This is a genomic window from Pseudocitrobacter sp. 73 (genome assembly GCF_008369545.1).
Lineage (GTDB): Bacteria > Pseudomonadota > Gammaproteobacteria > Enterobacterales > Enterobacteriaceae > Pseudocitrobacter > Pseudocitrobacter vendiensis.
Genome location: NZ_VTZO01000029.1, coordinates 1 through 26,737 on the forward strand (window position 1 = coordinate 1; position 26,737 = coordinate 26,737).

Sequence of the window (26,737 nt, forward strand, 5' to 3'; positions counted from 1 at the left end):
CCATTGGACCTCAAACCCCAATTATTGAGCATTCAAACAGGCAATAGGGTATGCGCTTGCGCATGGAAGGCGGCTCACTGAGCTTACATATGCCACTAAGGTTAGCCGCCGATGCCCGGCAAAGCCGGTTCAGGATCAATAGGGATCCTCTATCGCCCCTTCATCCTGCTAAGCCATACCCGCTATAAGCGCCACAGAATCGTCTATGAGCGGTCGGAGTGGTCACAACAAGGCTTTGCCGCAGTTGTGGCGTATCTCCGCGTTAGCGGGCCGTATGGGCCGCTTACGAGCGATACAGTGCAATTCTTTCAGCGACGTCATTCTGACGCATCCAGCAATGCTGGACTTGTCCAATCCTTTGTAAACCATCAGGCCAGCTGATTGCTTACAAAGGATTCCTGTCAAATGCCCCATGCTTTAGCGTGGGGAGCTACCTTTGAGGCGCGTAGCGCCGGTGGTTTTGAGTTATCCACTTTTCAAAGGGGATAACAGTAATGTTTATGTTTTATTTGCCTGCTTTTAAGTATGTAAATACTTAAAAGCTAGGCAAAAGAGTAATTGCACTCTTTCGTTTGCACTTCAGCATTACTTACCAACAGCCAGTACAGGCATTATTCACATACCCAGCTCAGAAACAGCAAAATGGGGGGATCGTTGAGGGGATTTACGGGAAGGCAGAAACGATGATTGATGGTTTTTTGTGCGGCTTTACGCTATCGACGTAACGCGTTCCCGCCAGGGGAGGCGGTTAGCTTCGTAGTGTCTTTCAGCAGGGGAGGGCGTAGTAATCTTTTTTACGCTGCCGCGCAGCTTCACGTCGGGCTTTCATTCGTGCAAGTCCTGCGGCCGCCATTCGCTGCATGTTTTGCAGACGTAATGCCATGAGACGGGAATCCCATGCATGAATAACTTCGTTAGGGTCTTCATTTAACAGGCGCGCACGCTCCCGATAAACCAACTTTAGCGGCATCCCCAGCGCAGCAAAAAAGCTCTCTGTAACTTCAATTTGCTTACAGGCACATTTCGCATCATAAGGGTTAAATTTTGCTTTATCGGTGATGATCAAATCTAACCAGTAGAGACGGTCACATCCACGGCTAGCACGCGATATAAACTTGCCGCTGGTCATTAACCCTGCCCGTTCTGCGAGGATTGCCAGATTGTGCCTGGTTTGCCAGGTGCGAAAATCCAGATCATCGAGTATGGCCAGCATCAGCTCACAGAGAGATTCAAGGCCGTACTTATTCGGATCATTTACCCAAAACCGGCAATTACGGATACGCCTGCGTAACTCGCGGTGAATTTTGAGACGACCTGCAGGAGTGGTAAGTACACGAATCCAGCGCGATAAAAACCGCCGACGCTTACGCGAAGCGACGTTATAACAAGGATTTTGATTTGGTACGCCAGCCGGTGATGGCCGGGCTTTACTTGAACGTTTTTGTTCAGTCACCAGACCCCGCCCTTATGGCGAGTCTGTAGGGTTGAAATGTGCGCATGATAGGGTATAATCCTACATAGGTTTTATGCCTAGCCCCGTTAATCACACTCGCGTCGCCAAACAGAAGAGTGATTATCGGGGCTTTGTTTTTAGAGCGATACCAGAAACATATCAAGCTCTTTCCCTCACCGGTTAACCGGCTTAACTTCGCATTCTACTCAAATTTTCAAAATTCGCAACGATCGAGAACACCAAAGCTATAATCGCAAATATTACGACAATGCCTACTCACTTTTGACTCGTCCTTGATTTGAAATAACCTCATGTATTTTAAGGTTTATATCTTTTAATCTAACAGGTTTAGTTAACAAAGGAGCCTGTCCGATAGAGGGTGCATCACTGTATGCGCTGATGAATATGAAAGGCGTGGATCGATTAGGATTCTGACTGCTACTAACAGTTGCATACAGCTCATCACCGGTCATGCCTGGCATTTGTAAATCACTCAGGACAACGTCATAAGGTTTACGCAGAAGCTTTTCTAGGGCACGTTCAGGCGAGGTTGTAGCCTCGACAATGTATCCAGCATTAGTAAGCAGACTGGAAAGAGACGAACAGGCCATTTCATTATCATCAATAACAAGCAAGCTAAGAACGCCGAAGACATCTCCGGGAGCTGAAGCAGATACCTCAGCTGTTGCAAGGCTGCTATCTCCCAACTTGATAGGTATTCTCACTGTAACAGTTGTACCTACATTTACTTCACTAGATATATGAATAGTACCTTTTAATAGTCTGATTATCCCTGCAACAATAGCAAGTCCCATCCCAAATCCAGGTACAGTGGATTTCGAATCTACAACTCGTGTAAATGGTTTAAATATAAACTTTAGTTTGTCTTTAGGGATTCCCTTCCCGGTATCAGAAATGACAATATTTAATACCTTACCTTTTTCTATAAAGTAATCTACATTAACTTCCCCGCGCTCAGTGTACTTAATAGCGTTACTGGTTAAGTTTTCAATTATTTGATTAAGGCGTAGAGCATCTGTAAAAATCACTGCATCATTATTGTTTTTTATTTTAACTGTGACATCCTTTTTTTCATGAATAGCAATGCAATCCTGCACAGCGTTAGTAACGATTGATTGCAAGCTATTATAGGTGTTTTTTATCTCTACAGATCCGTTGTCAATTTTTGCAAATTCAGCCAAATCATTTAACTGGCGCTCCATTTTCGAAACAGCAGTTTCAAGTCGTTCTATCTGACCAGATTTAATCCCTCCACTCAGATTATTGGTTACTACATCAATGATAGACACTATTGCCTGTAAAGATGTTCTGAGTTCATGGCCTACCATACCTAAAAATGCATTTTTACTGGCAAAAGCAGCCCGTTCTGATAGTAACAATCGGTTAATTTTACTTATGTAAATAAATAGGACAAAAAGAAGCAAGGAAATCAACCCACCTGTAATAAACAGAAGAGTCCATAACTGCTGACGTTTGCTCCTGAAATCTTTAAGAGCGTCATTCCTTTGTGCTATTTCAGCCATATCAGCAAGATTTGTAACGGTTTTAGTTAGCGGTTTTATATCAGCTATGATTGTACTTATTTTTTTATAGTCAGGGTGATTATGCGAAAGCAGCCCGTCTATGTCTTCAAGCTTTTTGTTTATCGAATCAATTGTTTCTTCATAGCCTTGCTGTTTATATAGAGGTGCAGTCGCCTCACTCTTTACATAAATAACATTCAAACGAGAATAAAGGATATCGAATTTAAGCCTAACATCGTCAATAGTATTATCGCTATTGATTAGCGTGTAAAGCTCATTCAACTGTATAATGAATTTTGCCACTGAGAAACCGTAGTTTTCTTGGGTGCCAGCGACGGTGTATAAAGTTTTCTCCGATAAAAGACTATTGTACTTAACAACACTAGACACAGTGAATGCTATCAACAAAAGCAGAGCAACCAAAATGATAAAGAAATTTTTTTTCATTTGAGTACCGTAATTTTGTCTATCTGCCAAATGAACCGTGCAAGATAGTGTGGCGTGTTAAGCTCAATATAATGTTCATCTAAAGGGTATACCAAAAAATAAGGTCCAAAATCCCTTATTTGAAGCCTTTTTCCATCCATTTCTGTAGCCAATAAAATGTTATATTTTTCAACGTCTTTCATGTCTACAATGATTTCATAATCATTCAGGGCATGGAATTTTAGCTTTGTTCCATTAGCGCCAGCGAGTTTTAAAACATAACTTAGGTCGACGCCCTTGAATTTTACTTTTTTACCGGTTGGCGTCCAGGGTGTTGTCGTTACGATGGTATCCCGTGGGAACGAATCAAACTGCTTTTCAGTAATCACATAACCTTTATCACTGTTAGCATTAGCAATTGAACCATCTATAACTATATCCCCAATATTGCTATATGCACTAATTGACAAAAGCATTAGGGATAAGAATGAAATTATTTTAACCATAAAGATACTCCCTGAAATTATTTTCCACCATTTTAACCAGTTGGAAATCTTCACTACTCTGAATTTTTTCTAATCTTTTATTCCCAACATAAATCGACTTACAATTACTGTAATACTTTGTTCTTAATTCTGGCGGTATTGTATTAAACACGCATTCAGTAGGTACACCAAATCCAGCGGCTATATGCAATGCAGAGGAGTCACAAGTATAAACATTGCTAGCATACTTAATTAGCGCTATGAAATCTTTTGTATGGGGTGAATACTTTGATATGTTAATATAATTTTTATGATTCACATCCACGAAACCTAGTACCCTTTTTCCTTCGCGCCTAGAAAGCATATCAACTATGTCATAATAGAACTTCGACGGTATACTTCTTATTTTTGTGCTAGCAACAGGTGCAAAAAGTGTGTAGTTTTCAAAAGCTGGCGCTCCGAGATCAATATTGCCTAACCATTTATTAGATAACTCATTATGGTTAACATAATCAAGTTTCACGCCAAGACCTTGGATAAAATAATCATGCATTTCCATAATATGGAAATCTGGAGAATATAGCTGATTTCCCACATCAATATTCAATGCAGTACAAGGCAATTTCTGAATATGAAAAGGCATGTAATGAAGCTCATCTATGACCGAGGATGCTAATTCATACAGTTCCTCAACATATGACGGTGCAGTCTCCGGTCGAATAATCTTAATTTTAATCTTGGGATTCTTTTTTTTGATTGCTGACAGCACAGAAATCCCGACGATAGAATCACCTAATGTCACTCCCATGCCATTGATCACATTTAGGTGTTCTATTTCAGAGTAATTACTTGAGAATTTTTGTATATTCCAGTTTTTTATAAGACCATTGTTCAATGGTAAAATATTTTCATAGCTTTGCTTCTGATAATCGTAAGGTGCTACGATCAAACTATCGTTACTTATCAAGCTACCGGAATATTCAAGTAAATTTCTCATAATCTATCTGGCGAAATATTTTTCAATGTTAGATTTGATGATGCCTGATTTAATCGGCTTTTCGTATGGTCCCACAATGTCATAATCATGAATTGACTTTACAATTTCATCATCTTTGATACCAGATAGTTGACCTGTAAGAACGATTATCATTGCATTTTTATTTTTTGACGACCTTATAGCTTTAACCAACTTAAAGCTTGTTTCATCACCGATGATCCAGTCCAAAACATATGCGTCATACGGATTTGTTGCGACAGCTTGAGTAAGTTTTTTCAAGTTATCATAAGTGTCTACTTGATAATAATCGTTCGAAAGGATTTCTTTTAAGCTTTCGGTGATATTAGCATCGTCATCAAGTAGTGCAATTCGATACTTAGTGCTGCTAATTACCTTTGGATTTATGACAATACTTTCTATGCTTCGCTTTGATTCATAAAGCAGTTCATCTTTTAAATCATTTGTCGGGAAAATGTTCCATTGGTCAGCTACTTTCAGTGCTGAGTATTCTGTGTTTACTTCCGAACCTTCTGGATAGAGGCATACCTTACAAGAGTGTTCACTGCGGCCATCGTTCCAGATCGCATCTTGAATTTCTTTATTATCCTCATAATAAATACGGAAAAACTCAATCATATCCATGCCAACGGATTGGACTACTTTTATGAGTTGCTGAACCTCCCACTTGGTCGCACCATTCAACTTCTTATAGCCCGCTGATGTAGTGATCTGTAGCACCTTACTTATGTAACTATTGTGCTTTACCTTGGAAATACCTTTTTTGGTCAATACCTTCGCCAGTACCTCTATCACTTTTGCATCATCGAGATCTTGCATTTTTATTACTCTGAATTTGGAGATTTTCTTGATTTTATCCTGCCAGTGTTTTTTTTCAATTTTTTCAAACATCTCCAACATTTTACACTGCTGAAAAAGTCCTAAAAATTGGAATCATTCTTAAATCGATACTGTAAGTTATAATTTTATTGAATACCCAACTTATAAGCGCTATTGTATTAATCAAATCATTAGCTCTTTAATAACCTAGCAGCGGCGTTCCCCGGTCAGGATAAGGAGGTGTTTTCTGTGACTGCGTAAAGAGATGACGTGCCGCGCCTGTAATGGGTAACACTCTCACTCCTCTGTATCGTTAAGCCTCCCGTTTAATCCTTCCCTGGCTCCCACTGTGCACCGCACGCGGGTGGCTTACTCATACCCAGGAGAAACAGCCATGAGCATGCAAACCGTCCGCCGTAAGGCGCTGCGTCAGAATCCTTATTCAACTCTCGGCAAGCCGCCGCTACGCTCCTCCCGTGACCGTATCACGCGTGCCATTAATGGCACCTGGTCGCTCAGGGAGCTGCCGGATAACGTCCGAGAATTGCTAATTGAACGGGCAGCCCTGCGGGCAGAAATCACTACCCTGACTGTGAAAGCGCAAGGACTCAAAAAATCCGATGTATCCGTACATATTGCCGACAGGCTGCGACGTATCGATGCAATCACCTCACTGCTGGAAAATAGGAAATGTAATGCCTGACATCACGCCCGCTCCGGCCTCACTGCTTGAAGCCGTATTCACCCCCATGACCGAGTACACGCACAACGTGTATTCGGTGAAGGGTGATCGGCTGGCAATGACGCTTACAAAAATCGGTGTTGCCCAGGCTAACAGCCAGGGCGACATTCAGTTGTTTATCAACCCGGACTGTGCCACCGGTAAGGTACTGCTCTACAGAAAGGACTGACTATGTTAACCACTGCCGCGTTGTTTCAGCTCGCAATGCAGTGTGCTCCCGCCGTTCACCCCGATACCATCCACGACATCACCCGCACCGAATCCGGCTTAAATCCATATGCCATCGCTGAAATTGTCCCGGTAAAGGGCGGCAGGAGCCGCGTGATTTCTCATCTGCCTTCGTCGAAAGACGAGGCGCTAAAAATTGTGGAGGCCATAAAGCAGAAAAAACACCGTTATTCAGTAGGGCTGATGCAGATAACCAGCACCAACTTCCCGCAGTTCGGCGTAAGCGCCGAATCCATGTTTAACCCCTGTGACAACATGACTGTTGCCGCGAAAATCATCACCGACTGCTATCAACGAGGAGGAACATTACAGCGCGCCCTGAGCTGCTATTACTCAGGCAACTTTGAAACCGGCCAGCGCCCGGAAAGCGCGTTCGGCAACACAAGCTACGTACAGCGTATTGGCTACGTTGTGCCCTCAACGCGGGCAGAACAGCAGACAGCATCTCCCTCATCCGGGGAAGCGCCTGCCGTCCCGTCCGACAACACGGTTTACCCGGATAGCGTCATACGCGGCGTAATTCCGGCACCCGACACCACCCCGACCAGCATCGCTGCTTATCCGCCACATGTCGTGCGCGGCGGCCTCGCTGTGTCTTCTGATTAAGGAAGAGATCATGACTTTACGTACTATCAAAACCGCTGCAACCCGCCTGATTACCGCATTTTCCGCCCTGTCTGCTGTTCCAGCAATGGCGGCCAGCGCTGACCAGGCATTTCAGAAAGGCAGTGACGCCATTAACTGGGTCTTCCTCGGCCTAACCGGTATGTCAGTCGTCACTATCAGCTGTGCGGTGGCCTTTATCGCCTACAAGATGCTTGTTGACGGCAAGGCCTGGCACGATCTCCAGCGCGTGTTCTGGGCGGGTGTCCTGCTCGCCGGGGCGTCCGGGTTCGGTGCCTACTTCGCCGCCTAAGGAGGCAGCATGACCATCCTCAACAAGGCGCTGACCCGACCGGCGGCGCTGTGGGGGGTCCCGCTTGTCCCCCTGCTGTTCACCCTGTGCATCCTTACCCTGGCGGCCGTTTGGTCACGTTTTTACTGGCTTCTCCTGCTGCTCATACCTGCCTTTATCGAGCTGAGACGGCTGGCAAAAGAGGACATTCATTTCTTTGACCTGAAGTTGCTGGCGTTTAAAACGCGCGGCAACCGCGCGGCGACCCGGCATTTCGGGACAAAGGCGCTTGTCGCAAACCAGTACGACGCCATTGACGTTACGGAGTTTATAAAACATATGCGGCTCAACGAGAGTATCCCGCTGTCCCGCTATCTCCCCTGGTCTTCCCACCTGCACGAGCAGGTGGTGAAGAACAAAAAAGGTGACTTTGTCAGCACCTGGGAGATCGGCGGTACCATTTTTGAATGCGAGGATGAACATTACCTCGCCACCCTGGACATGCAGCTCAACAACGTTATCCGCTCCTTTGAGGGGCTACCCGTTACCTTCTATACCCATCTGGTGAGCGACGAATTTACCGACACGCTTGAATGTGAATCCGGGATTCCGTTTTCAGATGAAATCGCGCGTCTGTTTTACGCCTCCCGCGAGGGCAAACCTTTCTACCAGCGTCGCCTCTTCTTCACCGTCTGCTTCAATCCGCACACCGGCATTGAGCGGGCGACCATGAAGCAGAAGTCCCTGGGCGAACGTAAAACCCTGCTCGACAACGCCCTGCAGGTGATGCAGGAGCACCGGCAAGCGATTGGCACGGCGCTGTCACGCTACGCGGCGCGGCCGCTTGGCACTTATGAGGAGAACGGGCACGTGTTCTCCTCCCAGCTGGCGTTTTACAACTTTCTGATCACCGGCAGGTGGCAGAAAGTCCGGGTCACACGCACGCCGTTCTATGACGTGCTGGGCGGCACGGATATTTTCCCTTCCACCGACATTGGCCAGGTCAGCCACACCGACGGCCAGAGCTACTTTCGCGGGCTGGAAATCAAGGATTACAGCACTGAAACCATCACCGGGCTGTATGACTCGCTTCTTTATGCCCGCTGCCGGTACGTGTTCACGCAGTCCTATACCTGCATGGGTAAGGATGAAGCGCGGGGCTGCATCCGCACCATCGAGAAACGCCTGAAGTCTGCCGAGGATGATGCGATCTCCCAGCAGGAAGATCTGAAGGTCGCCCGCGACATGCTTCAGTCCGGCATTATTTCGTTCGGGAAATATCACCAGACGCTTATTGTCAGCGCCCCAACCAGCGAGCAGGTTATCCGGGACACCAACACCCTGGCAGATACTCTGAAGGATCTCGGTTTCATCATGACCCTGTCCCGCGAGTCACTGTCGGCGGCGTATCTCGCGCAGCTGCCGGGCGTGTATCACCTGCGCCCGCGTCTGGTGCCGGTGAGCAGCCTCAACTACGCCGAAATGGTGTCGTTTCACAACTTTCACCCGCACAAGCGGGACGGGAATGCCTGGGGGGAGGCGATTGCCGTTGTTCCGACCCCGTCCGGGGGCTGTCAGTACGTGAATCTGCACAACAGCCAGGCCGATGTTGACGAGTTCAGCGAGAAGCCGCCGGGTAACACCATGCTGCTCGGCAGTACCGGGACGGGGAAATCGACCCTGCTGATGATGTTCCAGCATCTGATGCAGAAATACCGGCGTCCTGAGTCATTTGCGCCGGGGGCGACGAAGAAGCGCTTCACCTCGGTGGTCTTTGATAAAGACCGTTCGGCGGAAATGTCGATACGCCTCCAGGGCGGCTCGTACTTCCGTTTCCGTTCAGGCGAGAAGACCGGCCTTAACCCGTTTGCGCTCGCTCCAACGAAACGTAACCGCAACTTCCTCAAGAAGCTGATGCGAATGATTTGCACCAGGGACGGCAAACCGCTCGACCCGCGCGATGAAGAACGCCTCAGCGAGGCTGTGGACACCATCATGCTGGACTACCCGCCTGAGCTTCGTCGCAACGGCATCACCCGCATGCTGGAAGTGCTGCATGAAGCCCCGACGAAGGACGCACGGATGAACGGGCTGCGCATCCGTCTCCAGCAGTGGGCGCAGGGCGGGGAGTTTGGCTGGGTGTTTGATAATGACGTAGACACCTTTGATATCGACAATATTGATAATTTCGGCATCGACGGCACGGAGTTCCTGGACGACAAAGACGTGCGCAGCCCGCTCACCTTCTACCTGCTCTACCGCGTGACCAGCCTCCTCGATGGCCGCCGCCTGGTCATTTTCATGGATGAATTCTGGAAATGGCTTCAGGACCCGGAGTTTTCAAAATTCGCCCTCGACATGCTGAAGGTCATTCGAAAGCTCAACGGCATTTTCTTCCCGGCCACGCAGTCGCCGGAGGAAATGTGCAAGCACGAGATCTCGGCGGCCATTATCGAGCAGTGTAGTACCCGCATCTTCATGGCGAACCAGCAGGCGAAGGAGTACGACTACGTGGACATGCTGCGGGTGCCGAAAGCGGTTTACGACATCGTGACCACCCTCGACCCCTACGCCCGCCAGATGGTGATCATGAAATCCCCGCTGCGGCGTGGTGACGTGCGCCCGTATATCGCACAAATCACCCTCGACCTCTCCGGGCTGGGTCGCTACACGAAGCTGCTCAGCGCCAGTGCGGACAACCTGAAAATTTTTGACGAGATCTGGCAGGAGGGTATGAAGCCGGAGGACTGGAAAGACGAAATGCTGAGACGTGCCGTTTAATCATAAAAGGATAACACCATGAAACTGAAAACCACCCTGACGGCGCTGACCGTCGCCTTGTGTCTCTTTCACGTCCCGGCTCAGGCCGGTATTCCCGTTTTTGATGAAGTAGCCAACGTCAACAGAATACAGCAGTGGACGGAGAAGCTTCAGCAGTGGCAGCAGACGGTTCAACATTATCAGTCGCAGATGAACGCTTATAAACAACAGCTGGCAACGGCCACCGGTATTCGGGACGTCCAGGCATTCCTGAATCAGGCAAAAAACCTGACGGCTGACATTAAAAATCTGAAAAACAGGGGGATTTCCTTAAACGATCTGTTAACCGGCTCCGGCGGGTCTTATGCTGGGGAATTAAACAGGCTGTATGACAAATACAAACTGTTCGACAACTGCCCGGAGAACGCCAGCGAGGCGTACCGGGATAGCTGCAAACAGATGCTCCTCAATCAGGCGGTGGCCGTCGAGGACACTTCTGACATCCAGGAAAAAATTTCCGACACGCTGAGCGATATTAGTAATCTCGCCAGTCGCATCGAGAATGCGAAGGACAGTAAAGAATCGCAGGATCTGGCGAACGTAGTGTCCGCGCGGAGTATCCAGCTGAACGCCCTGACCACTCAATGGGAAATGTCGGTCAAACAAAGTGAGATGCGCAACCAGCTGCTTGCCGAACAACGCCGCAAGGCGCAGGCCGAGCAGATGCGCACAGCTCCAATCGCAGACCTTAACTAACAGGTGACCCCATGAAACTGAAGACACTGACCTTTATTGTTCTGGCCTCAGTGGCCGCGCTTACCGGCTGCGAGGATAAAACCTCCGTAGACTGGTATATGGCACACCATGACGACATGCTGGCGAAATACAGGGAGTGCATTTTTAATCATAATTTTGTGCCCACCGATTGCCAAAATGCACGCTCCGCCCTTCACCGTGAAAAAGCTAAACCTGATGTTGCCGAAGGATATAAGCAAATCCTGAAAGACCTTGATAAAGCTCGCGTGCAAGAGCCTATTGCTGATCTGAATTAGCGACAGGAGAACGCACCATGAGTGGAATATTCGTCGGATTAAACAGCCACATCATGGAGGGGTTTGACAGCGTGCTCACCAGCGTGGCCGCCGATACGGGGGGGTGGATGGCACACCTGTTCTCCGTCGCGGTGCTCTCGCTGTACATCACGTGGCGCGCCTACCAGACGATGGCAGGCAAGCTTGTCCGCCCCTTCGAGGAGATCGTGTGGGACGTGAGCCGGATGCTCATCATCATGATTTTCGTCACCAACGCCGGAGGCTATCTCGATCTGGTTTCGGATGCCATCACCGGCCTGCGGGACGGATTCAGCGGCGACGCGTCGATCTGGGCGCGGCTGGATACGGTCTGGGAAAAGGCTCAAGCACTTGGGGAGAAGCTTTACTCTTATGATGATTCAACCTATGTCGCTCTAAAAGGCACTCTGGCGCAGTTTCTGGTCTGGGCAGGCGTCATGTTACTGGTAGGCATCACGGCCATCATTAACCTGATAGCCGAACTGGTGATGCTGCTGATGCTGGCGACCGCCCCGATCTTTATCTACTGCCTGATGTGGTCGTGGTTCCGGGATATGTTCAGCAACTGGCTCAGAATTATTCTGGGCTGCATCCTTACATCCCTGTTCAGCGGCATCGCCCTGACGGTGGTAATGGATTACCTGGACTACATCCTGGCGGGCGCCACAAAAGCATCCGATGCCAACTACCTGACTCTGGCCGTTCAGGTCTTCCTCGGCACGGCGGGTGCCGCCGCCGTGATGGTCCTGACCTATAAGCTGGCCGAGGCGCTTGCCGGTGCATCCGCACAGGGTGCCGCGCAGGCACTTGCCGCGTCGGGAATAGGTTCAGCCCGTCAATCCGCCTCCTCCGCAGCCGGTGCGGTGGGGGATAAAGCCTCACAGAACCTTAACAGTACCGACAGCGCAACGGCCTCGTCTGCCTCCACGGCCTCCCGCGCCACCGGCGATGCGCGCAGCCGCAGCCGCGCCGCCGTTCAGCGGATGCAGGAACGCTACCAGAGATAACCCAGTCTGACTGAACTGCGGGACGCCGCAACGGCGTCCTGCGGCTTCGTCACGTCTTTACCACAGGAAAAACACCATGAAATACGGCATCACGCTGCTGATGCTGTGCCTGCTTGCAGGCTGCGCACAGCGAAACACCCAACTTCCGCCCGTGTCGGGCAACCCGGAGCCGGTCAATTCCCCGGCCATTATTCAGGAGTTAACCCCCCATGTCTGAACTTACCGCCAAAGCCCTGAGCGACTCGCGCTCGTTTGAGAACGCCATTCTTGAGCGGGATATGCGCATGAAAAAGGCGGGCTGGATCGTGGCGGCGCTCGCCGGTCTGCTGCTCGTCTTCGCCCTTGCCGCCCTTATCCTGCTGCTGCCGCTCAAAACCACAACTGTGGAGCTGTACACGCTCGACCGTCAGACCGGGCGCATCGAGCGCGTCACCACCGTCGGCGAGGACAAGCTGGACACCTCCGAGGTGCTCAATCTCTCGCAGACTGCTTCCTACGTGAAGCGCCGCGAGGGGTACAACTATTTCGCCCTTCAGCAGGACTACAGAGAGACGCAGATGTTCAACAGCGACGAGGTCAACAAGGAATACCTCGACTGGTTTAACAGCCCAGACGCGCCGGACGCTGTGTTTCAGCAGGCGGCCTATGTGGTCACGGTGGAAGTCCTCTCCAACGTACCGTCAGAGGGCACCGGCTCCAGCATGGTGGAGATGCTGCGCATCAAGCGCACCATTCGAAAGGTCAAGGACAACACCGAAACGTATGATTACTGGACGGTGCGCATGACCTACCGCTATTTCCCGCAGAAGAAAATGACGGCCTCCGAGCGCGAGGTGAACCCGTTCGGCTTCATCGTCACCAGTTACCAGCGGTTTAAGGAGAAAAGCGATGAATAAGGTACTGATGTGTGCCCTCCTGCTGACCGCCGCGTCAGCATGGGGTGCGGCGACACCGCGCGGCAGCGCCTATGACAGCCGCATGCAGAACATCCCCTACAACAGCCAGAACACGACAGTGATTAACACGCGGGCGGGTTACATCACGACGCTGGTTTTTGACGCCGACGAGGAGGTGATCACCGCCACCGCTGGTTTTCCGCAGGGCTGGACGATCACACCCGACCGTAACCGCGTGGGGATTAGCCCCGCGCCGGTGAAGCAGCCGGTAACGGATGCGGACGGCAAAACCGTCCAGAAGATTTTCACCCCCACGCAGCAGGACTGGCAGACCAACCTGTTTGTGACCACCACAAAGCGCGACTACAGCCTGATGCTGAACGTGATCGATAACGACCGCGAGGCGGGAAATCTGGCCTTTGTGGTGCGCTTCAGCTACCCGGACGACACCCGCAGGCAGAACGACGCAGCCCGCCTCGCCCGTCAGCAGGAGCTTCAGGCCGCGCAGGAGAAAGAACGCATTCAGTTTGCCCTGAAGAAATCCACTGCGCCGCGCAACTGGAACTACACCCGCAGGGTGGCGGCAGGTTCGGAGTCGATCACCCCGGATTTTGCGTATGACGACGGGCGGTTTACCTATCTCGGCTTTTCACCGCAGAAGCTGATCCCGTCTCCGACGGTCATCGTCGGCGGCAGCGAGCAGGTGATCACCCCGACCTTCAGCACCGAGGGTAACTACCGGGTGATGGTACTGCGCTCTCTTTCCCCGCGCTTTGTGCTGCGCTATGGCAGCCAGGTCGTAGGGATTGAAAACGGCAGTTACGGGAAAGTCACCGTGGCGAACGGCAGCACCGTCTCACCGGATGTGAAACTGGAGAGCAAATGATGAACGAACAGGAAGACATTAAAACCGCCGCCGAACTGGAGGCGGAAGCCCGCGAGCGGGCGCGGGCAGAGATTGACGGCGACAAACCCGCCGCAGGCGCGGTGTCACCAGGACAGCCACAGGTGGTGCAGCACGCGAAACGCCGCAGCCGCCGCACGCTCGTGCTGGCCGCTATCAGCCTGGTGTTACTGGTCATTATCGCCACCGGCGGGGATTACCTGATGGCGAAACTGAAGGGTGATGGCAGCGGGAAAAGCGCGAGCCACGAACCGGAATCGCACGCCACCTCCCCCGCCCGCGAGCGCAATAACCTCGGACGGGATCTGAACCCGCTGGGACAGCTGGCAGACACAACCGGCCAGGAGAAGACCACTCCGGGCGATACCGCTGCACCGCCGCAGGCATCACCGCCCCCCCTGACATTTGATAAGGTCAGCGCCCTGGCAGACAGCACCACAACCACCGCAAGCAGCGCCCCGAAAAGCACAGCCAGCAGTAACGTATCACCTGCGGGCAGCGCGCCCGCGCCAGGCTCTGCAACACCCGCCGGGCAGCCGCAGGATAACGGGCTGGCGCGCATTACCGGCGTGAAGCGGCTCGGTCTCGATCCGGATTTGTACATTCCGGCCGACCGGCATATCCCCTGCGCGATGATGCAGCGCTTTGTATCGGACGTGGGCGGGCGCTTCAACTGCCTTATCAGCGAGGACATTTACAGCGCCAGTAACGCCGTGAACCTGATCCCGGCAGGCACTGAGGCGCGCGGCCTGTACCGCACCGGCACGCTGAAAAACGGGCAGGGGCGTCTGTTCCTCGCCATCACCGAGCTGCGCACGCCGGAACCCGGCCGCCTGGTTATTCCGATGGTTGACAGCCAGGCCGTGGGGGCGTTGGGCGAGAACGGCGTCGCGGGCTGGATAGACAATCACTGGCTGGAACGGATAGGTAATACCCTCCTGCTCGGCACGGTACAGGACTTTGCCGCTGCGGCCTCCGGCTCGTCGCCGGGCAAGGATCGCAACACGGACTACACGGAGAACACCCGCGCGGCCACGGCGGAAATGGCAAAAACGCTCCTGGAAAACAGCATCAACATCCCGCCGACGATGTACCTCAACCAGGGCGATGTGATTGGCCTGGTCACGGGGGCGGACATTGATTTTTCAGACGTCTACAGACTGCGCATGAGGTAAGCGATGGACGATAACCTGACTGATACCCCGTTAGAGGGCAACGTCGCGCTGTCACACCTGCGCGATCTGCTGTTCGGGGACTACCTGAGCCGGGAGGGGCTGACGGAAATTGCCATCAACCGCCCCGGAGAGCTGCACACCAAAATCAACGGGGCGTGGGAAATGCACGCCTCGCCGGTCACGCTGCGCCAGTGCTCGTCCTTTGCCAGGGCGCTGGCCGTGTGGAACAACGACACCATTGATGAAACGTCGCCTATCCTCTCGGCCACGCTACCCACAGGAGAACGCTGCCAGATAGTGGTGCCCCCGGCCTGTGAGCGCAACACCATCTCGATCACCCTGCGTAAGCCGGACTACTTCCAGCGCACCCATCAGTCGTATATCGATGCCGGGTTTTATGACCGGGTGCAGGGTACAGAAAAGGTGGAATCAAAAGACGGGGAGCTGAGCCGCATATACCTGTCCGGGAATATCCCGCTGTTTATGGAAAAGTGCGTGGAGTACGGCAAAACGCTCTTTGTGGTGGGGGAAACAGGCTCCGGGAAAACCACCTACATGAAGATGCTGCTGCACTACATTCCCGAGACGCTGCGCCTTATCACCATCGAGGACAACCCGGAACTGAAGTTTTACAGCCAGAAAAACTACGTTCATCTGTTCTACCCGGCGGACGCCGGAGAGGGCGCAATCGTCACCTCCGACCGCCTGGTGCGCGCGATTTACCGTATGAACCCCGACCGCCCCCTGCTCGCCGAGGTGCGCGGCCGCGAGGCGTGGGACGCCCTCAAGCTGATTGAGTCCGGGCACGAAGGGTTTATGTCTTCCCTGCACGCTGGCAGTCCACGCGAGTGTATTTCCGGGCTGATTGACCGCTGCTACGAGCATCCGGCGTGCCGGGGCATGCCGGTTGACGTGCTGCTGCGCAAGGTACTGCACTGCGTCGACGTCATTGTGAGCGTGGACGTTCACGGCAACGTGCGCCGCATGAGCGACGTCTATTTTAAACCCCTGCACATGCAGGCCATGAAGGAGAGTTTCAATGATGCTGCCTAAACTGACCGGCCTGACGGCGTTTGTCGTCCTCCTGGCGGGCTGTTCTTCGCCGCCGGAGCCTGCGGCCGTTGACTGGTCACAACCGGCGCAGCCGGTAACGACCACCCGGCCGGTATGGGAACCCAACCGTCTTATCGTGGCCTCGCCGGTGACGGAAGGGCACTGGTCGCAGGTGCTTGCGCGTTTTGAACCCGGCGGGATTTACCCGGCCGCACAGTGGTACGCGGTTGCGCACGCCTCGCGCGCGGTAGTAAATGCCCCGGACGGCCAGCGCTTCTTTGCGGCCAAAACCTGGCTACGCGAGGGCGGCTACAAGGGTGTGGTGGAGTTTCGCCCCCACTCCGGCTGCCTGACCTGCGACACCTCAGAAATCGTCTTCTACCGATAACGGCGGCGACGGTCTGAGTCCTTCAGACCGTCACCGGCGTTGAACAACCAACGGGCGTTAGCGCCCTGCTTCCCTTCAGAGGAAATCATCATGAAACACACCGTAATCACGGCGGCACTGCTGTGCGCCCTTACTTCTCCGGCGTTCGCCGCCGATGGCCAGAATGCCGACCCGAATGACCCGTGCGCGATGGTGCTGTGCCTGGCCGGAAAGCTCGACGGCAGCAGTCCCGCCGAGTGTGACCCGATGTACAAAAATTTCATGAGCATCAAAAAGAAAAAAAAGGGGTCGTTTTTACCCGATCACACCGCCGCAGCGCGGCAAAAAAAACTGAGCGCCTGCCCGTCCGCTGACAGCGCCATTGTCGGCAAGATCATCTCGAAATTTGGCCGTATGAACGGTTGGTAAAACGGCAGCCGTAAAGGAGACACCACGTGATTAATCAAACCGTTTCTATTAATAACTTTTCCGGGCTGCTGAAAGATGAGGAGCTTCCTGCAGGTGATTTGCAGACGGTGCTGCTCGTTTTGTCGGAAATCAGCCAGAAACAGGATCATTTTCAGGCCAACACGTCCGAACTCGTCCAGCTCGCCGCGCAGCACTCGCCGACCTTCCAGGCATTACCAGCTGAACGTCAGTCGTTCTTCCGCTCCGTGCTCAGTATGCCGGTCTTCTTTTACACCGTTCCGCTTAGCGACGACGAGGCTGCGGAATGGGAAAAACTCGACGATAAGGATGCACTCGAATGGCAACAAAAACCGGATTTATAGCCCCGCCGTGGCCGCATGTGCGTGGTGATTCCGTTAGCGCCGCGAGCCTGATTTCTCGCATCGAGAAAGAAGCGCATCGCAGCTGCGGCCTGCATTACGAAATCTACCAATATCGCGCCCTGTGCGAATTGCACGATGTTCTGACCAGTCTCAGCGTCCGTGATGCTGAGACGTTCATGACAGTAGCGGCGGATCATGGCTTTAGTCTGTCCGTTAACGACTTTCAGGAAAGTCGAATGATGTACTTCGAAACGATGGATGAAATCAGGAGAGATCAAGAATGAGACTGTGGATTGCAGAAAAACCCGCAGTTGCGAGCGATATCGCGAAAGCGCTGGGCGGCAACTTCACCCGGCACGACGGCTATGCCGAATCGGCGACCGATATCGTGAGCTACTGCGTCGGCCACGTGCTGGAAATGGTGCCCCCGGAGACGATCAACCCGGCCTACGCCACCTGGTCGCTCGACACCCTGCCGCTGAAGCTGTACCCGGTACAGCTTCAGCCAAAAGCGAGCGTGGCAAAGCAGGCTAATACCCTGGTGAAGCTGATTCGTCGCCCGGATATCAAAATGGTTGTCCACTGCGGCGACCCGGACGACGAGGGGCAGCTCTTGGTTGACGAGGTGCTGGAGTTCGCCGGAAACACCGCGCCGGTGAAACGGGCGCTGATTAACGACAACACCGCGCCAGCGGTGAAAAAAGCCATCAACTCCCTGCGCGATAACAGCGATTTTCGTGGGATGTACCTGAAAGCCCTGATGCGCAGCGCCGGAGACGCGATTTTTGGCTTCAGCATGAGCCGCTGTTACACCCTCAAAGCCCGCGATAAAGGCTATAAGGGCACGATTTCGGTTGGCCGCGTCCAGACGCCGGTGCTGGGTATGATTGTGCGCCGGTGGCGCGACAATCAGGCGCACAGCGAGGCGTTTTACTACCAGCTCGCAGGGCAGTTTATCAGCGGTACGGACGTTGTCAGCGCCCGCTGGCAGACGTCCGAATACGCGCCGGTGGACGATAAAAAGCGGCTGACGGATAAGGCCTGGGGGGAAGGACTCGCGAGGGCTCTGGCCGGAAAACCGGCCAGCGTACTCGCGGCCGCCACAGACCGGGGAAAAACCACGGCCGCGCCGCTGCCGTTTAACCTGCTGCGCCTCCAGGTGTATATGAACCGCAGGAACAAACTGACCGCGCAGCAGACGCTCGATATCACGCAGAAGCTCAAGGACAGTAAATACATTACCTATAACCGCTCCGACTGTTCTTATCTGTCCGATGAACAATTCAACGACGCGCCGCAGGTGGTGGCGGCCTTAAAAACGCTCGACATTTTTAACGGCCTTACCACCGACACGGCGCAGAAAAGTGCGGCGTTTGACAGTAAAAAAGTCACCGCCCACACCGCTATTATCCCGACGACGAACATGCCGGATTTAAGCCGCCTTACCGACAAGGAAAAGGCGGTTTATCTCGCCATCGCGCAGTTTTATCTCGCGCAGTTCGTGGCGAAAAAGCGCTATGACGAGTCGATCGCGGAGATTAAATGCGGTGACGAAATGTTTAAAGTCTCGGCGCGTAAAACCACGGATGCGGGTTTTACGACGTTCCTGAACGACGCGGAAGAAGACGACGAGGAGGACGAAAACAGCACCGCGTTTGAGGCCATCAGCCGCCTGCAAACCGGGGCGACATTAACCTGCCGCGAGGTGGTGATTTCGGAGAAAAAAACTAAACCGCTGCCGCTGTTTACCGAGGCGACCCTGCTCGCTGCCCTCGTTCGCGTGGCCGATTTTGTCGCCGATCCGCGCATTAAAAAACTGCTCAAGGAGAAGGATAAAGACAAAAAAGATGAACACGGCGGCATCGGCACACCGGCGACCCGCGCGGCCATTATTGAGACGCTGAAAACCCGCGATTACATCACCGTGGAAAAGGGCAAATTTATCCCAACTGCCGCCGGGCTGGCGTTAATTGATGCCCTGCCCGACTCGGTGACGCAGCCGGATATGACCGCCGTTTGGGCTGAAAAACAGGCGGCGGTTGAAACCGGCGAAATGACCATCGAGCGCTTTATTGATGGTCTTTACGCGGAAGTTTCCCGCCTGGTTGAGAGCGCCGATATTGCCATCAGCGCGACGGAAAAACAGCCCGTTAAAACGGCGCTTAACCGCCTCGCGGTTAAATGTCCGTCGTGCGGTTCTGAGCTGGTTATGACGCCGAAAACCTGCGCCTGTACGGGCTGTCAGTTCAAAATATGGCTGGAAGTGCGCGGCAAAAAGTTGACGGAAAAACAGGCCGAGAAGTTAATCGGCAAGGGCAAAACCGACGTTATTAAAGGTTTTAAATCGAAGAAAAACGACGACACCTATTCGATGATCGTCACGCTGAAAAACGTGCAAACCGGGGAACTCGGTTTTGAATATCCACCACGCGATCCGCTGAAAGGATTGAACGTATCTATGCCGAAGGAGCTGAAATTATGAACCGTATCCAGGACGAATTAACCTCAGAGCGCGCGCTGAAAAAGTTTTTACGTGAAAGTGATTTTGCCTTTCTGGAGATGCTGAGCGCACGTATTTCAGTGGCACTTGATGAAAAGCGCGCAGAGCATATCGAGCAGGAAAAGCTACGCCGACAGCGGGAAGAAAAGCGCAATGAATTGCTGGCGCTGATTGAATCGGAGGGCTTTTCACCGACAGAGCTGGTTAGTACAAATCCCGCCAAAAAGTCGGCAAAACGCAAAGCTAAATATCAGTATTTTGAAAACGGCGTGCATAAAACATGGTCAGGCGTCGGACGCGTGCCGGTTGTAATTCAGCAAGAACTTGACGCCGGAAAACCTCTTGAATCCTTCCTTATTACCACCGACTAACAACGGCACCGGGTCGGTTTTGACCTGGCTTTTCAGGCTTCGAAGACTGGCGAGCATGGCGATTCAATTTTGAAAAAATTGCTAATCGACAGGCCGCCTGAGTCTGCGAAGTGGCAGGAGGCGAGTAAATTCAATTTCGAAGAAATTGCTAATTTGCGTCGCCGATTCCACTTTTTGAGCGCTCACCCCAAGTGAGCCGAAAAAAGCCGGGGGGGGCCGAATAAATTTTGCCGCCCCAGCGAGCAAAAAGACGCGCCCACGCGTCGGTTTATTTGGGGGGCTTGCCCCCCACACCGTCGTGCCTAAGTCTCCGGCCAAAAGCCGGTAGCGTGGCGCGACCACCCCCTAAAAAGCCTAGTTTCCCTTTAATTCGTCTTGTGAGGAACGAACAAGGCGAAGAAAAGGGCTAAAACAGGCGTCTTTTAGGGGGTGGTCGCGCGTAGCGCGCGACGGTGTGGCCTCTTTTGACCTTGGGGGTTTTGGCCGGGCGTTCAGCCAGGACATTACCCCCATGCGACATGCAGTAAGGGCGTCCAGCCCGCGCGGAATGCCGCACGCCGTTAGATCGCGGGAGTGCACCTCCTGCGATCATGGCCGCTTAGCGGCCACTTCTTTTGCAGCATGTAATCGGTCAGTCAGAACGATCACAACCTGTGACCGTTCTGACTGACCGATAGTGCTGACCGATTTTAAGTGAAGGAGAATATCGTGATATTCGACAAACTGAATCATTTGCTGTCGCCGATAGCAAATGCCGTCCTGGCCTTTATCGCCTTTTTGCAGGCGCATCAGCTGGCGTTAGCGCTGCTGTCCGGCGTCATGCTGCCTTTTATATTTTCTGCGAAACACGGCGGTCAGGAAAAGCCGACGTTTCTGCAAAGGATCTTAATTCTGCTTTCCATGATCTGTTTTGTTTTCGGCTCGATAGCGCCGGTGGCCGTCTGGTTTTTACAGCGCATTTATGGCCGGGAAGATATCGCCAGCCCGCCGCTGCTTACCTGGACAATGGCGCTGCTGTTTACCGTCGCCGGTTTTATTCTGCACGTGGTTTTACGGCGTCTGATCTCGCCTGAATTTGATAAGGTCAAACGCGGCATGGTGAAAAAAACCAGCATGGAGCGCGACCGCAGAACCGACGTTCGCCGGGTAAAAGAAATTTTACCCGTCACCACCGAATACGATCCGATGGATTACATCGATCTGAATAAGGGGATTTTTATCGGGCTGAGCCGCGAGGGTGAGCCGCAATATATTCCGTTAAAAGAATGGCAGACCCAGCACGCCGACATTATCGGCACCACTGGTGCCGGTAAAGGCGTCGTAACCGGTATTCTGCTTTATCAGAGCATCCTCGCCGACGAGGGCGTTTTTGTTCTCGACCCCAAAAACGACGAGTGGGCACCGCACCTGTATAAAAAAGCGTGCGCAGACGCCGGAAAACCCTTTGTGCTTATCGACCTGAATAAACAGGAATACCAGATGAACCTTATCGACGGTATCACCGCCGACCATCTGGAGGAATTATTCGTGGCCGGTTTCAGTCTGGCGGAAAAAGGCGAGGCGGCGGATTTTTACCGTATCGACGACCGCAAGGCGGCGAGAACGGCGGCGCAGTTCGTGAAGGATAATCCGGGCGCAACCATCCGGGATATTTATAACGGCGATTATGTCCAGGGCATTGGGGAAACAATTAAAGCCTTTCACGGTAAAACCGAGGAGCTGGCGATGCTCAACAGCATTAACGCTCCAGGCGGTTTTGCGCTGAAGGAGATTTTCGACAAAGGCGGCTGCTGCTACATCATCGGCTCGATGCGTAACTCTAAAATCATTACCGCGCAGCGTATGATTTTAGTGCGCCTGTTCCAGCTCGCGGAATTGCGCGACCGCGTCGCGGGGAATATCCGCCCCATCGCCATCTTTAAGGACGAGGTTAAATATCACCTGTCCAAACCGGCGCTCGAAGGGTTAGGCGCGGCACGCGATAAAGGCGTCCATATATTAATGGCGCACCAGTCAATTGCCGACCTGCGCGACTGTCCGGCGGATTTAAACGGCGACGCCGTGGTTGGGGCGGTCGTGGAAAACTGCAAGTTTAAGCTGGTATATAAACTTCAGGATCCGGACACCGCCGAATGGATTGCGCGCATGTCGGGCACGATTTTAGTCGATGATGAAAGCCGGAAAGTCACCACCACGGCGGTGCTGACAGAAAAAGTCGATAACGAGCGCATGCTTCGCCAGGCGGAAAGCTATTACATCGACAGCAATATGCTCCAGAACCTGCCGAAGTTCGTCAGCTATATCTTCAGCCAGAACGCGCTCGCGTTTCCGTCGTTAATCTCACCGCTCAAGGTTAAAAAAGCCCCACTGGAGCTGTTTACCCTGCCGCCGGTCGCAGTCGCTACGGTGGCAGAAGTTAAACCGGTGCTGGATCTGGATTTTGATAAAACGGCTCAGGCAGTTCCGGCACCTGACATTATTCCGGTCAGCGCAACAACCACCAAAAAACCCTCAGCAACGTCAATCCCCACTCCGCCGGTGCAGCCTGACGAGGAGTGGCTGATGGCATCACAGCCCGCTCCAAATGACGAAATACATTCGTTGCTGGATTTATAAAATAAGGAGTTTCTATGCTTATTTCGTCGTATCAGGAACGTTATGCACGCAGCACTGAAAAAATTCGCGTACTGCTGAATTTTCTTAAGGAGGAAACCTACAGCGATTTTCAAATCATAAAGCTGCTTTTTGATTTTAAATCTGACCGCCCCCTCTACCGGTTGCTGGAGAAGGTGGAGAAAATGGGGCTGATTCAGAAGCACGTGCATGAATCCCGCGCGTCCAGAATATCCCTGTGGGGCATTACCGCCGACGGGCTGGCCGTGATCCTCACGGCGGACGACAACATAATGCCCGCCCGCTTTGAACCCTACCGCCTGACCGGCTGGTCACTCGACCATCACCTTGATAACCAGCTCGTGCGCCTTACGCTGGAGAAGAACGGCGCGACAGGGTGGATTAACGGCGACCGTTCAACGTTCCTCAGTCAGTACAGCGTCAAACACCGTCCCGACGGGCTTATCAGCCTGCCGGACGGCAGGCTGATCGCCGTTGAAACCGAACGACGTATTAAAACAAAGGCGCGCTATCAGTCCATCATGGCGAGCCACTTGCTGGCTATCAGCGATAAAAAATGGCGGTACGCGTTTTACGTCGCCCCGGACGAGGCGAAAAAGCGCGCCCTGAAGATTATTTTCGACAGCATCGCCAGCGTGATCGTGAAAAACCAGCATGTGCAACTGGAGGCAAAACACCGCGATGTCTTTCGCTTTTATACCCTCGACGAACTGAAAAGCCTGGAGCTGAACAACTATGCGTAAAATCGCCCTTCTGGTGCTAGCCGCCGCCCTTTGTGTGCCTGTTTTATCCACTGCCGCGCCCGTCCTGACGGCGGGTTTTTCGCCGTCCGACGGGCGCCCTGCCCTTGAGGTTGTGCTCGGCGCCATAAACAACGCCAGGCAGAGCATTGACGTCGCGGCCTACAGCTTCACCAGTAAGCCGGTCGCGACGGCGCTCGCAGGTGCTAACCGGCGCGGCGTGGCCGTGCGCGTGGTGGCCGACGAAAAGGCCAACAGCGACCGCTACACCGCCGTGACGTATCTGATAAACCAGGGCGTGCCGGTGCACCTTAACGGCCGTTACGCCATCATGCACAACAAGTTTATGGTGATCGACGGCAAAAACGTCCAGACCGGGTCGTTTAACTACACGGCCAGCGCCGTTTCGCGCAACGCGGAAAACGTGCTGCTGATCGAGGACGCGCCGCAGCTGGCGGAGGCGTACCAGCGAGAATTTAAACGCCTGTGGGATGAGGGCACCCCTATGAATGCCCGGTACTGAATCAGCCCCGTCTGCGGACGGGGCTTTTTTTTTACTCCACTTCCAGCCAAGTTTTACGCCCTTCAAGGTGCAGCGCTTTCAGCATGGCGATCACGTCTTCAGCTGAGCGACCGCCATAGTTAAGTCGGGTCTGCTGCCCTTCAAAATCCACCACGATAATGGTGTCCAGCGTCACCGACAGCAGCTCGCGGAGTTCACGTAGCGTCTGCCCTGTACTGCGTGAATGCATGCACTGGGTGATCCGGTTGGCCGCCTCCTGGCACAGTCCCTCTACGGCCTCGCGGTATGCCAGACGCTGGTCGAGGTTGCCCTCGATGTCGCTGATCAGTTTAACCACCGCCGTTTTGACGGTTTTGATTTCAGGAAATTTCGTTTTTGGGGAGCCTGACTGCTCCAGCGGGGATACGCTGGTCGCCGGTGCAGCTTTAGGGGCGGTTGTCTGGGTGTGCAGGTTCATCGTCATGGTCGTTTCTCCGTCAGTGTAAATTTCGTCTTCGTATCGCCTGACGGTTCGGCCTGCCCGGAGTCGTTCTGGTCAGCAAGGGCGCGCAGCGTGCCATTTACCCTTGCTGACAAGGTTGTGACGGGGGACGATTACCGGAAGCTGATACGCAGGAGAAAGGCATCACAGGAGAAAATGACGATGTGCACACCCGGATTTACCGCCCCTTTAGCTGCGGTGGCGAAAGCCGTTACGTCATTTTTTACGTAAGACATCGCGCCGTTACGTATCCCAGATACGTAACGGCTGCCGCCTGAAAAAGGGTTCATTTTTTTTGAATCTGTCCGGTTTATTTTCCCGTGCCGGCATCAGCTGCAGGACGTCCTGCAGCTGATGCCGGCCGCGTTACAGAATTCTAAAAAACAGTGACTTATATAATTCCCTCCCTGATTCTCTCTCTTTCAAAAATTCTGAAGCCCTGCACCGCAGGGCTCCAGCTGTCAGCAGTCCATCAGCCAGCGGTGCGCTTTTGAGGCCGCTGCCGCCGCTTTAAAGATGTAGCGCTTGTCTCCCTTCAGGGATTTCAGCCAGGACGCGATATAGCTTTCATGCTGCACCTCTCCCGCAATCCCCAAATCCACCATCAGAAACGCGCTGCCCAGCTCGGCGATCAGTTCCTCAAACGCATACGCCTCAGAGCCAAACTTATTGCCTTTTTCACGATTGAGGCGGGACGCTGCACCCGTCCAGTGAACCAGCTCATGCAGGCCGGTGGCGTAGAAGTTTGCCGCGTCCGCGAAGCGGAACCGCTCCGGCAGGACGATTTCATCGGTGGCCGGACGATAGAACGCCTTTACGCCCTGCTCGGTGATTTTTGCCCCGCTCCGGGTCATGAGTGCTTCCGCCTGCGGCAGCGGATCGAAACCGGCAACCGGCTGCGGCACGCTCTCGATGCTCAGGCCGTCGATTTGCTCCACGTTAAACACGGTAAAGGCTTTCAGCATCGGGATTTTTTCGATTTCCCCGTCCTCGTCCTCTTTCTCCAGCGTCTTGTAAAAGATGGCCGTCGTGCCGTGTTCACCTTTACGAACCTGGCCGCCCAGCTCCTGCGCCTGTTTGTAGGTCAGCCAGCGCTCGTCCTGAAAACCCTGTTTTGCCGCACTACACCACAGCAGCATGATATTAATTCCGCTGTATGCCGTGCCGGTGCTGAAGTTGGCCGGTAATCCCGCCGCTGCGCCGTTGCGAACCCACGGACACACCCACGGCTTAACGCCGCTTTCCAGGGCTGCAATGATGCTGTCCGTTACTGTCTGGTAAAGGTCTGTTTTGACTGCGCCAGCACGGGCTTTGCTTTTGCCCCTGGAAAATTTCGTTTTTGGGGAGCCTGACTGCTCCAGCGGGGATACGCTGGTCGCCGGTGCAGCTTTAGGGGCTGTTGTCTGGGTGTGCAGGTTCATCGTCATGGTCGTTTCTCCGTCAGTGTAAATTTCGTCTTCGTATCGCCTGACGGTTCGGCCTGCCCGGAGTCGTTCTGGTCAGCAAGGGCGCGCAGCGTGCCATTTACCCTTGCTGACAAGGTTGTGACGGGGGACGATTACCGGAAGCTGATACGCAGGAGAAAGGCATCACAGGAGAAAATGACGATGTGCACACCCGGACTTATCGCCCCTTTAGCTGCGCGGGTGAAACTGCCCTTCAGCGTCCGGGAGGACGGGTAAAAAAAGCACTGACGACGTCAGTGCTGCCTTTGTGACATGCGGTGTTACACTGCCTCTGCCGGTCAGTTCGCCCTTCCTGAAACCGGGGGCGGTTTGTTTTCGGGGACGTTCTGACCGGCTATCCCCCCCATCACTTGCAGAAATTTCACCGCCCTTTATGTCGCGGTAGGGATACC

29 protein-coding genes are annotated in these 26,737 nt (G+C 53.1%); 22 read left to right on the forward strand and 7 right to left on the reverse strand.

Annotation, left to right across the window (positions count from 1 at the left end; genetic code table 11):
• Positions 1-766: 766 nt before the first annotated feature.
• From F0Q32_RS22720 to F0Q32_RS22740, 5 genes are all read right to left on the reverse strand, one after another.
• Entirely contained in the window at positions 767-1,453 is a 687-nt protein-coding gene (locus tag F0Q32_RS22720) for a RepA protein (RefSeq protein WP_227025639.1), read from the reverse strand.
• A 272-nt stretch (positions 1,454-1,725) separates the two neighbouring features.
• Complete coding sequence (locus F0Q32_RS22725) at positions 1,726-3,444, reverse strand: hybrid sensor histidine kinase/response regulator (RefSeq protein WP_149464849.1); 1,719 nt, start codon at positions 3,442-3,444, stop codon at positions 1,726-1,728.
• A complete protein-coding gene (locus F0Q32_RS22730) occupies positions 3,441-3,929 on the reverse strand; it encodes a molybdopterin-dependent oxidoreductase (protein WP_032666433.1) in 489 nt (162 codons plus the stop codon). Before F0Q32_RS22730 ends, F0Q32_RS22725 begins: the two co-directional genes overlap by 4 nt.
• The gene (locus tag F0Q32_RS22735; protein ID WP_032666432.1) at positions 3,922-4,905 is read right to left on the reverse strand and encodes a glycosyltransferase family 9 protein; all 984 of its coding nucleotides are present in this window, start codon (positions 4,903-4,905) and stop codon (positions 3,922-3,924) included. The genes F0Q32_RS22730 and F0Q32_RS22735 overlap by 8 nt, the downstream gene beginning before the upstream one ends.
• Before the next feature lie 3 nt (positions 4,906-4,908).
• On the reverse strand, positions 4,909-5,823 hold the full coding sequence (locus F0Q32_RS22740; RefSeq protein ID WP_077950058.1) for a helix-turn-helix domain-containing protein: 915 nt from the start codon (positions 5,821-5,823) through the stop codon (positions 4,909-4,911).
• A 313-nt stretch (positions 5,824-6,136) separates the two neighbouring features.
• Between F0Q32_RS22740 and F0Q32_RS22745 the strand changes: the two genes are divergently transcribed.
• From F0Q32_RS22745 to F0Q32_RS22845, 22 genes are all read left to right on the forward strand, one after another.
• Entirely contained in the window at positions 6,137-6,445 is a 309-nt protein-coding gene (locus F0Q32_RS22745) for a hypothetical protein (RefSeq protein ID WP_032666431.1), read from the forward strand.
• Entirely contained in the window at positions 6,438-6,653 is a 216-nt protein-coding gene (locus tag F0Q32_RS22750; protein ID WP_001112907.1) for a hypothetical protein, read from the forward strand. The genes F0Q32_RS22745 and F0Q32_RS22750 overlap by 8 nt, the downstream gene beginning before the upstream one ends.
• 2 nt (positions 6,654-6,655) lie before the next feature.
• On the forward strand, positions 6,656-7,318 hold the full coding sequence (locus F0Q32_RS22755) for a lytic transglycosylase domain-containing protein (protein WP_000958205.1): 663 nt from the start codon (positions 6,656-6,658) through the stop codon (positions 7,316-7,318).
• Between the two features lie 10 nt (positions 7,319-7,328).
• Entirely contained in the window at positions 7,329-7,628 is a 300-nt protein-coding gene (locus F0Q32_RS22760) for a TrbC/VirB2 family protein (protein ID WP_050010005.1), read from the forward strand.
• 9 nt (positions 7,629-7,637) lie between these two features.
• Positions 7,638-10,388 carry a VirB3 family type IV secretion system protein gene (locus tag F0Q32_RS22765; RefSeq protein WP_017694776.1) on the forward strand — a complete coding sequence of 917 codons (2,751 nt, stop codon included), beginning with the start codon at positions 7,638-7,640 and terminating at the stop codon, positions 10,386-10,388.
• Positions 10,389-10,406: 18 nt separating this feature from the next.
• Positions 10,407-11,123, forward strand: coding sequence for a type IV secretion system protein (locus F0Q32_RS22770; protein WP_032666430.1), 717 nt, complete (start codon positions 10,407-10,409; stop codon positions 11,121-11,123).
• 11 nt (positions 11,124-11,134) lie between these two features.
• Complete coding sequence (locus F0Q32_RS22775) at positions 11,135-11,419, forward strand: EexN family lipoprotein (protein WP_000769859.1); 285 nt, start codon at positions 11,135-11,137, stop codon at positions 11,417-11,419.
• Positions 11,420-11,436: 17 nt separating this feature from the next.
• Complete coding sequence (locus F0Q32_RS22780; protein WP_032666429.1) at positions 11,437-12,444, forward strand: type IV secretion system protein; 1,008 nt, start codon at positions 11,437-11,439, stop codon at positions 12,442-12,444.
• A 76-nt stretch (positions 12,445-12,520) separates the two neighbouring features.
• The gene (locus F0Q32_RS26245; protein WP_000873539.1) at positions 12,521-12,661 is read left to right on the forward strand and encodes a hypothetical protein; all 141 of its coding nucleotides are present in this window, start codon (positions 12,521-12,523) and stop codon (positions 12,659-12,661) included.
• Positions 12,654-13,340, forward strand: a complete 687-nt coding sequence (locus tag F0Q32_RS22785; protein ID WP_001293055.1) for a virB8 family protein — start codon at positions 12,654-12,656, stop codon at positions 13,338-13,340. Before F0Q32_RS26245 ends, F0Q32_RS22785 begins: the two co-directional genes overlap by 8 nt.
• Positions 13,333-14,226, forward strand: a complete 894-nt coding sequence (virB9, locus tag F0Q32_RS22790; protein WP_001045307.1) for a P-type conjugative transfer protein VirB9 — start codon at positions 13,333-13,335, stop codon at positions 14,224-14,226. Before F0Q32_RS22785 ends, virB9 begins: the two co-directional genes overlap by 8 nt.
• A complete protein-coding gene (gene virB10, locus F0Q32_RS22795; protein ID WP_032666428.1) occupies positions 14,223-15,419 on the forward strand; it encodes a VirB10/TraB/TrbI family type IV secretion system protein in 1,197 nt (398 codons plus the stop codon). The genes virB9 and virB10 overlap by 4 nt, the downstream gene beginning before the upstream one ends.
• Positions 15,420-15,422: 3 nt before the next feature.
• Positions 15,423-16,472: a P-type DNA transfer ATPase VirB11 gene (virB11, locus tag F0Q32_RS22800; protein WP_044598044.1), complete on the forward strand. Its 1,050-nt coding sequence runs from the start codon at positions 15,423-15,425 to the stop codon at positions 16,470-16,472.
• Positions 16,459-16,860: a cag pathogenicity island Cag12 family protein gene (locus F0Q32_RS22805; protein WP_050010006.1), complete on the forward strand. Its 402-nt coding sequence runs from the start codon at positions 16,459-16,461 to the stop codon at positions 16,858-16,860. Before virB11 ends, F0Q32_RS22805 begins: the two co-directional genes overlap by 14 nt.
• A 90-nt stretch (positions 16,861-16,950) precedes the next feature.
• Positions 16,951-17,268, forward strand: a complete 318-nt coding sequence (locus tag F0Q32_RS22810; RefSeq protein WP_000683352.1) for a TrbM/KikA/MpfK family conjugal transfer protein — start codon at positions 16,951-16,953, stop codon at positions 17,266-17,268.
• A gap of 26 nt (positions 17,269-17,294) precedes the next feature.
• Positions 17,295-17,630, forward strand: a complete 336-nt coding sequence (locus F0Q32_RS22815; RefSeq protein ID WP_032666427.1) for a hypothetical protein — start codon at positions 17,295-17,297, stop codon at positions 17,628-17,630.
• Positions 17,606-17,914, forward strand: coding sequence for a hypothetical protein (locus tag F0Q32_RS22820; RefSeq protein ID WP_063959423.1), 309 nt, complete (start codon positions 17,606-17,608; stop codon positions 17,912-17,914). Before F0Q32_RS22815 ends, F0Q32_RS22820 begins: the two co-directional genes overlap by 25 nt.
• Positions 17,911-20,112 carry a type IA DNA topoisomerase gene (locus tag F0Q32_RS22825; protein ID WP_032666425.1) on the forward strand — a complete coding sequence of 734 codons (2,202 nt, stop codon included), beginning with the start codon at positions 17,911-17,913 and terminating at the stop codon, positions 20,110-20,112. The genes F0Q32_RS22820 and F0Q32_RS22825 overlap by 4 nt, the downstream gene beginning before the upstream one ends.
• Complete coding sequence (locus tag F0Q32_RS22830) at positions 20,109-20,501, forward strand: H-NS family nucleoid-associated regulatory protein (RefSeq protein WP_032666424.1); 393 nt, start codon at positions 20,109-20,111, stop codon at positions 20,499-20,501. The genes F0Q32_RS22825 and F0Q32_RS22830 overlap by 4 nt, the downstream gene beginning before the upstream one ends.
• Positions 20,502-21,209: 708 nt before the next feature.
• The gene (locus F0Q32_RS22835) at positions 21,210-23,117 is read left to right on the forward strand and encodes a type IV secretory system conjugative DNA transfer family protein (protein WP_149464850.1); all 1,908 of its coding nucleotides are present in this window, start codon (positions 21,210-21,212) and stop codon (positions 23,115-23,117) included.
• 14 nt (positions 23,118-23,131) lie between these two features.
• Positions 23,132-23,878: a MobC family replication-relaxation protein gene (gene mobC, locus F0Q32_RS22840; protein ID WP_032666422.1), complete on the forward strand. Its 747-nt coding sequence runs from the start codon at positions 23,132-23,134 to the stop codon at positions 23,876-23,878.
• A complete protein-coding gene (locus F0Q32_RS22845; protein WP_032666421.1) occupies positions 23,871-24,398 on the forward strand; it encodes a phospholipase D family protein in 528 nt (175 codons plus the stop codon). Before mobC ends, F0Q32_RS22845 begins: the two co-directional genes overlap by 8 nt.
• 31 nt (positions 24,399-24,429) lie before the next feature.
• On the opposite strand, the gene F0Q32_RS26865 is transcribed toward F0Q32_RS22845, so the two are convergent.
• The gene (locus tag F0Q32_RS26865) at positions 24,430-24,861 is read right to left on the reverse strand and encodes a hypothetical protein (protein ID WP_032666420.1); all 432 of its coding nucleotides are present in this window, start codon (positions 24,859-24,861) and stop codon (positions 24,430-24,432) included.
• A 479-nt stretch (positions 24,862-25,340) separates the two neighbouring features.
• On the reverse strand, positions 25,341-26,306 hold the full coding sequence (locus F0Q32_RS22855) for an ArdC family protein (RefSeq protein ID WP_032666419.1): 966 nt from the start codon (positions 26,304-26,306) through the stop codon (positions 25,341-25,343).
• Positions 26,307-26,737 lie beyond the last annotated feature (431 nt).

Excerpts from the sequence above, each read along its gene's own strand:
- F0Q32_RS22725 (WP_149464849.1), bottom strand. The coding sequence starts at position 3,444 with ATGAAAAAAAATTTCTTTATCATTTTGGTTGCTCTGCTTTTGTTGATA.
- F0Q32_RS22730 (WP_032666433.1), bottom strand. The coding sequence starts at position 3,929 with ATGGTTAAAATAATTTCATTCTTATCCCTAATGCTTTTGTCAATTAGT.
- F0Q32_RS22735 (WP_032666432.1), bottom strand. The coding sequence starts at position 4,905 with ATGAGAAATTTACTTGAATATTCCGGTAGCTTGATAAGTAACGATAGT.
- F0Q32_RS22740 (WP_077950058.1), bottom strand. The coding sequence starts at position 5,823 with ATGTTGGAGATGTTTGAAAAAATTGAAAAAAAACACTGGCAGGATAAA.
- F0Q32_RS22745 (WP_032666431.1), top strand. The coding sequence starts at position 6,137 with ATGAGCATGCAAACCGTCCGCCGTAAGGCGCTGCGTCAGAATCCTTAT.
- F0Q32_RS22750 (WP_001112907.1), top strand. The coding sequence starts at position 6,438 with ATGCCTGACATCACGCCCGCTCCGGCCTCACTGCTTGAAGCCGTATTC.
- F0Q32_RS22755 (WP_000958205.1), top strand. The coding sequence starts at position 6,656 with ATGTTAACCACTGCCGCGTTGTTTCAGCTCGCAATGCAGTGTGCTCCC.
- F0Q32_RS22760 (WP_050010005.1), top strand. The coding sequence starts at position 7,329 with ATGACTTTACGTACTATCAAAACCGCTGCAACCCGCCTGATTACCGCA.
- F0Q32_RS22765 (WP_017694776.1), top strand. The coding sequence starts at position 7,638 with ATGACCATCCTCAACAAGGCGCTGACCCGACCGGCGGCGCTGTGGGGG.
- F0Q32_RS22770 (WP_032666430.1), top strand. The coding sequence starts at position 10,407 with ATGAAACTGAAAACCACCCTGACGGCGCTGACCGTCGCCTTGTGTCTC.
- F0Q32_RS22775 (WP_000769859.1), top strand. The coding sequence starts at position 11,135 with ATGAAACTGAAGACACTGACCTTTATTGTTCTGGCCTCAGTGGCCGCG.
- F0Q32_RS22780 (WP_032666429.1), top strand. The coding sequence starts at position 11,437 with ATGAGTGGAATATTCGTCGGATTAAACAGCCACATCATGGAGGGGTTT.
- F0Q32_RS26245 (WP_000873539.1), top strand. The coding sequence starts at position 12,521 with ATGAAATACGGCATCACGCTGCTGATGCTGTGCCTGCTTGCAGGCTGC.
- F0Q32_RS22785 (WP_001293055.1), top strand. The coding sequence starts at position 12,654 with ATGTCTGAACTTACCGCCAAAGCCCTGAGCGACTCGCGCTCGTTTGAG.
- virB9 (WP_001045307.1), top strand. The coding sequence starts at position 13,333 with ATGAATAAGGTACTGATGTGTGCCCTCCTGCTGACCGCCGCGTCAGCA.
- virB10 (WP_032666428.1), top strand. The coding sequence starts at position 14,223 with ATGATGAACGAACAGGAAGACATTAAAACCGCCGCCGAACTGGAGGCG.
- virB11 (WP_044598044.1), top strand. The coding sequence starts at position 15,423 with ATGGACGATAACCTGACTGATACCCCGTTAGAGGGCAACGTCGCGCTG.
- F0Q32_RS22805 (WP_050010006.1), top strand. The coding sequence starts at position 16,459 with ATGATGCTGCCTAAACTGACCGGCCTGACGGCGTTTGTCGTCCTCCTG.
- F0Q32_RS22810 (WP_000683352.1), top strand. The coding sequence starts at position 16,951 with ATGAAACACACCGTAATCACGGCGGCACTGCTGTGCGCCCTTACTTCT.
- F0Q32_RS22820 (WP_063959423.1), top strand. The coding sequence starts at position 17,606 with ATGGCAACAAAAACCGGATTTATAGCCCCGCCGTGGCCGCATGTGCGT.
- F0Q32_RS22825 (WP_032666425.1), top strand. The coding sequence starts at position 17,911 with ATGAGACTGTGGATTGCAGAAAAACCCGCAGTTGCGAGCGATATCGCG.
- F0Q32_RS22830 (WP_032666424.1), top strand. The coding sequence starts at position 20,109 with ATGAACCGTATCCAGGACGAATTAACCTCAGAGCGCGCGCTGAAAAAG.
- mobC (WP_032666422.1), top strand. The coding sequence starts at position 23,132 with ATGCTTATTTCGTCGTATCAGGAACGTTATGCACGCAGCACTGAAAAA.
- F0Q32_RS22845 (WP_032666421.1), top strand. The coding sequence starts at position 23,871 with ATGCGTAAAATCGCCCTTCTGGTGCTAGCCGCCGCCCTTTGTGTGCCT.
- F0Q32_RS26865 (WP_032666420.1), bottom strand. The coding sequence starts at position 24,861 with ATGACGATGAACCTGCACACCCAGACAACCGCCCCTAAAGCTGCACCG.
- F0Q32_RS22855 (WP_032666419.1), bottom strand. The coding sequence starts at position 26,306 with ATGACGATGAACCTGCACACCCAGACAACAGCCCCTAAAGCTGCACCG.